This is a genomic window from Pseudomonas fluorescens, from assembly GCF_902497625.1.
Lineage (GTDB): Bacteria > Pseudomonadota > Gammaproteobacteria > Pseudomonadales > Pseudomonadaceae > Aquipseudomonas > Aquipseudomonas fluorescens_BQ.
In genome coordinates, this window is record NZ_CABVGX010000098.1 from 1 (window position 1) to 2,902 (window position 2,902).

General features: G+C 58.8%; 4 protein-coding genes. 3 read left to right on the forward strand and 1 reads right to left on the reverse strand.

Annotated elements, in window-relative coordinates; genetic code table 11:
* The 3 genes from F8N12_RS27265 to F8N12_RS27275 form a co-directional block, all read left to right on the forward strand.
* The coding region (locus F8N12_RS27265) for an ATP-binding cassette domain-containing protein (protein WP_150581265.1) at nucleotides 1-1,056 on the forward strand (1,056 nt) is incomplete at its 5' end.
* 259 nt (nucleotides 1,057-1,315) lie between these two features.
* Nucleotides 1,316-1,546: a VF530 family DNA-binding protein gene (locus tag F8N12_RS27270; RefSeq protein WP_150580239.1), complete on the forward strand. Its 231-nt coding sequence runs from the start codon at nucleotides 1,316-1,318 to the stop codon at nucleotides 1,544-1,546.
* A gap of 2 nt (nucleotides 1,547-1,548) precedes the next feature.
* The gene (locus F8N12_RS27275) at nucleotides 1,549-2,208 is read left to right on the forward strand and encodes a Pr6Pr family membrane protein (protein ID WP_150580240.1); all 660 of its coding nucleotides are present in this window, start codon (nucleotides 1,549-1,551) and stop codon (nucleotides 2,206-2,208) included.
* Nucleotides 2,209-2,286: 78 nt separating this feature from the next.
* On the opposite strand, the gene F8N12_RS27280 is transcribed toward F8N12_RS27275, so the two are convergent.
* Nucleotides 2,287-2,902: siderophore-interacting protein (locus tag F8N12_RS27280; protein ID WP_150583117.1), on the reverse strand; the 616-nt coding region annotated here is incomplete at its 5' end.

The window sequence follows — 2,902 nt, forward strand, 5'->3', positions numbered from 1 at the left end:
CTCGACGAACCGACCAACCACCTGGACATCAACACCATCCGCTGGCTGGAAAATATCCTGACCCAGCGTTCCAGCCTGATGATCATCATCTCCCACGACCGTCACTTCCTGAACAGCGTGTGCACCCACATGGCTGACCTGGATTACGGCGAACTGCGTCTGTTCCCGGGCAACTACGATGAGTACATGACCGTGGCGACCCAGTCCCGCGAGCAGCTGCTGTCGGATAACGCCAAGAAGAAAGCGCAGATTTCCGAACTGCAATCGTTCGTCAGCCGCTTCTCGGCCAACGCCTCGAAAGCCAAGCAGGCCACCTCCCGCGCCAAGGCGATCGACAAGATCCAGCTGGCCGAGGTCAAGCCTTCGAGTCGTGTGAGCCCGTTCATCCGCTTCGAACAAACCAAGAAGCTGCACCGTCAGGCGGTCATCGTCGAGCGCATGGCCAAAGGCTTTGACGGCAAGACGTTGTTCAAGGATTTCAGCTTCCAGGTTGAAGCTGGCGAGCGCGTGGCGATCATCGGTCCGAACGGTATCGGTAAAACCACCCTGCTGCGTACCCTGGTCAACGAACTGACTCCGGATGCCGGTACCGTCAAGTGGACCGACGCTGCGGAACTGGGTTATTACGCCCAAGACCACGCGCACGATTTCGAAGACGACTGCAACCTGTTCGACTGGATGGGCCAGTGGACCCAGGGTGGCGAACAAATCGTTCGCGGCACCTTGGGCCGCATGCTGTTCTCCAACGACGAGATTCTCAAATCGGTCAAGGTCATTTCCGGTGGTGAACAGGGTCGCATGCTGTTCGGCAAGCTGATCCTGCAAAAGCCGAACGTGCTGATCATGGACGAACCGACCAACCACCTGGACATGGAATCCATCGAAGCGCTGAACCTGGCGCTGGAAAACTACCCGGGCACGCTGATCTTCGTCAGCCACGACCGTGAATTCGTATCGTCCCTGGCCACCCGCATCATCGAGCTGAGCCCAAGCGGCGTGATTGACTTCAGCGGTACGTATGACGATTACCTGCGTAGCCAAGGGGTGGTGTTTTAAGGGCAGCGGTTAGTTTCAGGCTGCAAGCTGCAAGTTAAAGCCCTGTCGTGTGACGGGGCTTTTTATTGGCTGAAGATCAAGAGATCGCAGCCTTCGGCAGCTCCTGTAGGGTTACGCATTCCAGCGTAGGCGCTGCCGAAGGCTGCGATCTTTTCAAGCTCACCTACATTTACTACAGCACCACAGATCACTTCCCCCCAACGAAGCCCTCGGCTAAGGTGCGCGGCTTCCAATTCCCACTTCGCTCGAAAGGCCCGGCATGACCGAACAACATGACAACCCGCTGCACGGCGTGACGCTTGAGCAGATTCTCAACGCCCTGGTTGAACATTACGAATGGTCGGGGCTGGCCGAGCGCATCGATATCCGCTGCTTCAAGAGCGACCCCAGCGTCAAGTCGAGCCTGACCTTTTTGCGCAAAACCCCGTGGGCACGGGAAAAAGTCGAGCGCCTGTACGTCAAGTTGATGCGCACCAAGCGACCGGTCTGAGCGTGCTCGTCCAGTCGGCGGCGCGTCGTCCTTTTGTCGCTGTGGCGGCCTTTCTCGCCTGGGCGGGACTGGTCATTCAGCTGTATCTGGTACTGTATTCGCGCTGGAGTATCGAGGCGAGCCTGCTGGGTGGGCTGATGAGTTTTTTCAGCTATTTCACCGTACTGACCAACACGCTGGTGGCCACGGTGTTCAGCTTCGAGCTCACGTCCCGTCAGTCAGCCGCGCGACGCGGGTTTTTGCAGCCCTCGGTCAGCAGTGGCGTTGCCGTCAGTATCGCTGTGGTCGGCCTCGCCTATAACGTGTTGCTGCGTCACCTTTGGCATCCGGAAGGCTGGCAGCGGTTGGCTGATGAATTGATGCACGTTGTCACCCCGCTGCTGTTTCTGGGCTATTGGTGGTTGTGCGTGCCCAAAGGCCTGTTACGCATTCGGCATATCGCGCTGTGGGCGATTTATCCGCTGGTGTATTTCGCCTATTCAATGGTGCGCGGTCATGAATTGGCGGTTTATCCGTACCCGTTCATTGATGTCGACAAGCTGGGTTATCCACAGGTGTTTATCAATGCGCTGGGCTTGCTGGTGGGGTTTATATTGATTGCGTTGGCGCTGATCGGGCTGGATCGATGGCAGGGCAGGCGGGTTAACCAGGCGCAACGGTAGCGAGCCAGCGATGAGCCCCAAGCCCACCGCCAGTCTGTGCTTAGCCAAAATGCCCGTGGCAGCAGGCGCGAAGGTCTCTCACTCCTCGTCGCTGCCATCCAGCCGCCAATACCCGGCCGCTTTGACAAATTGCTCATCCAGCCCGTGCTCATCGAGCAACACTCGCCGAATCTGCCGCGACACTTTGCTTTCGGTCGCTACCCACGCGTACAAATTGCCAGTCGGAATCTGCACCTGGCGCACCGTGGTCAGCAGGTGATCTTTACCGCCCTCGCGCAGTACCCAGATCACATCGATTTCAGCAGCGCTGTTGAGCACTTGTTGCTCCTTGCCGTTTTCCACCTCGATAATCACCAACGCCCGACGATTACCCGCCAGGCCTTCCAGCCGACGAGCGATTGCGGGCAAGGCGGTTTCGTCGCCGATCAGCAGATAACTGTCGAAGATGTCCGGCACGATCATCGAACCGCGTGGCCCGCCAATGTGCAGGAATTGCCCGGGTGTGGCCTGTTCGGCCCAAGTCGAAGCAGGGCCATCGCCGTGCAGCACGAAGTCGATGTCCAGCTCGAGTGTTGCCAGGTCGTAGCGCCTCGGCGTGTAGTCGCGCATCGCCGGTTTCGGCCCGTCATCCTTGCCCGCGCCCAGGACCAAGGTCTCCAACGCTGCCTGCTCCGCCGCGTTCTGCGGGAACAGC